This is a genomic window from Microvirga aerilata, assembly GCF_016743775.1.
In the GTDB taxonomy this organism is placed as follows: domain Bacteria; phylum Pseudomonadota; class Alphaproteobacteria; order Rhizobiales; family Beijerinckiaceae; genus Microvirga; species Microvirga aerilata.
In genome coordinates this window covers 1-1402 of the sequence record NZ_JAEQMY010000274.1, presented here as the reverse complement: position 1 = coordinate 1402, position 1402 = coordinate 1, and the positions used below count along the sequence as shown (strand labels likewise).

The following is a 1402-nucleotide window of genomic DNA, read 5'->3' as shown; positions in this document are numbered from 1 at the left end:
GTATGGTCCGGCCGTGCGTCGCAAGATGATGTTGGCGGACTGACGAACGTGAGAGCTGCATCAATGTATTCGGCCTCAAGGTGGAGCCTCAGCTCCGGGCCATCATGGGTATCCGCGCGCATCCAAGACTCGCTAGGCGAAAGACCTCTGCGGGCCATCATGGCACCCAGTCTCGTGGTTGCGCCGGGCAGACCGTTCGTCCATCTCCTTCGTCATCTCGCAGACCTCGGCGGGACAGCCCCTGATTAGACCATCGACCTCATCGTTGTCTCCTCAGGGCTGATCCGTTGCAGAAAGAGCCTGAAGCGCTCTCACCTCACATCGCATGGGAGGCACTCCTCGGCTGATAAGCATGTCCACGCGCCAGCACCGCCCAGGCAATGCGGGCGAGCTTGTTGGCCAGGGCGATCACCAGCTTGTTGCGGTGCAGCCGCCGCCCCGCGGCCTCGATCCACGGCCACAGCCCCACCCTCGCCCCATGCGGCCGGCGCACCAGCACGATGTGTGCCGCCTGCACGAAGAGCGTCCGCAGGTACGTGTTGCCGCGCTTCGAGATCTTGCCCAGAATGGTGCGGTCGCCGGTCGACTCCTGCTTGGGCACCAACCCGAGCCAGGCGCCAAAGTCCCGCCCCTGCTTGAACCCAGCGCCTGTGCCAATCGCCGCTACGACGGCACTGGAGATGATCGGCCCCCACGCCCGGCACGCTCATCAGGCGCTGGCAGTGCTCGTCCTGGGCGGCGAGCGCCTCGATCTCAGTCGAGACCTCGGTGATGCGCTCGTCGAGCCGGCGCCAATCCTCCATCAGGTCAGCGATGAGGCGAACCAGCCGCGGTGACAGGGCGTCAGAGGACGAACCCAGGATGCCTGGCAACGCCTGCCGCAGCGGCGCAAGCCCCTGGCGCACAGTGATGCCGCGCTCAAGCAGGAAGCCGCGGATCTGGTTGGTGACGCCCGTGCGCTGGCTGACCAGGCGAGAGCGGACCCGGTGCAGGGCGAGCAGATCCATCTGCTCTGGCATCTTGATCGCCACGAACGACATGGTGGGCCGCTGCACCGCCTCCGCAATGGCTTCGGCATCGCGATAATCGTTCTTGTGGCCCTTGAGAAACGGTTTGACGTACTGGGCCGGGATCAGGCGCACGTCATGGCCCAATGCTTGGAGCTGGCGGCCGACGTGGTGGGCACCAGCACAGGCTTCCATGCCGATCAGGCAAGGTGGGATGTTGGCCAACCGCTGGGTGAGTTGGGACCGGGAGAGCTTGATCCGCAGCACGATGGCGCCGCGTTGATCCTGACCGACGAGGTGGAAGCTGTTCTTGCCCAGATCGATGCCCAGGGTGGCGATCACAGCAGAGAAAGAAGACCGTGACATGGAACGTGCTCCTTGCGTGGCTCGAAGCC

General features: G+C 64.9%; 1 pseudogene. It reads right to left on the bottom strand.

Annotated elements, in window-relative coordinates:
* Positions 1 to 316 precede the first annotated feature (316 nt).
* A pseudogene (locus tag JKG68_RS32300) lies at positions 317 to 1373 on the bottom strand (IS110 family RNA-guided transposase).
* Between the last annotated feature and the right edge of the window lie 29 nt (positions 1374 to 1402).